The sequence below is a fragment of the Bradyrhizobium sp. WSM4874 genome, assembly GCF_055811835.1.
This window is the reverse complement of record NZ_JBVVPR010000180.1, coordinates 1-733: the sequence shown is the minus strand read 5'-3', so window position 1 is coordinate 733 and position 733 is coordinate 1. Positions and strand designations below refer to the sequence as shown.

The following is a 733-nucleotide window of genomic DNA, read 5'->3' as shown; positions in this document are numbered from 1 at the left end:
TGACCTTCGGCCTTCAGATGTCCGATGATGGGCTCGATGGCGGAGCGGCGCCGGAGCTCGCGCTTGATGGCGCCGAAGACGCCGCGCTTCTGGCCGGAGATGAAGACGCGACGTGGATTTTGAGCATCGTGGCCGCGGTATCCGTTGTCGACATAGGCCCGCTCGATCGGACATCCGGTGAGCGTCTCGGTCCGGTCGATGACGTTCCGCAAGGTGTGACCGTCGTAGGGATTTTCGGGCAGCGAGCTGGCATGCAGTACGAACAGGCCGCCGGGAGCTCGGCGATTGTTGGTGACGATGGAGGCCTTCACGCCGAACTCGTAAGGGGCTGAGGCCTTGCCTTTGCCGATGCACTCCACCTCCGGGGCATGAAAGGAATAGAGCTTCCAGCCGCGCTGGCGCTGCTGCTGGGAGCGGATCTGGCTGGCTCGGCCAACGAGATTGCCGATATTCTGCGCCGGCATGGCGACACCTATCGCCGTGACCATGCCGATCATCTCGGTCGGGTCGAGCGGCGCGTGATGAGCGCAATCGTGGCGTGCCGGACCGAGGCGCTCGGCGGCCACATGGAGGCTTGCGACGACTGCGGCACGACACGCGTCGCCTATAATTCCTGTCGCAACCGGCACTGTCCGAAGTGTCAGGGGCCAGCCCGAGCCGCGTGGCTCGCCGCGCGAGAAGCCGACCTGCTGCCGGTTCCCTATTTCCACGTCGTCTTCACACTACCGACTCC

The 733-nt window shown here is 64.8% G+C and carries 1 protein-coding gene and 1 pseudogene; one reads left to right on the top strand and one right to left on the bottom strand.

The genetic code is table 11. The features are described from left to right. Nucleotides 1-437: pseudogene (locus AC0L3P_RS39935) on the bottom strand (IS5/IS1182 family transposase); the annotation flags it as partial. Here AC0L3P_RS39935 and AC0L3P_RS39930 point away from each other — a divergent pair. Then, nucleotides 420-733 (top strand): IS91 family transposase (locus tag AC0L3P_RS39930; RefSeq protein WP_473309451.1); only part of this gene is annotated, 314 nt, incomplete at its 3' end. The pseudogene AC0L3P_RS39935 and the gene AC0L3P_RS39930 sit on opposite strands and share 18 nt — an antisense overlap.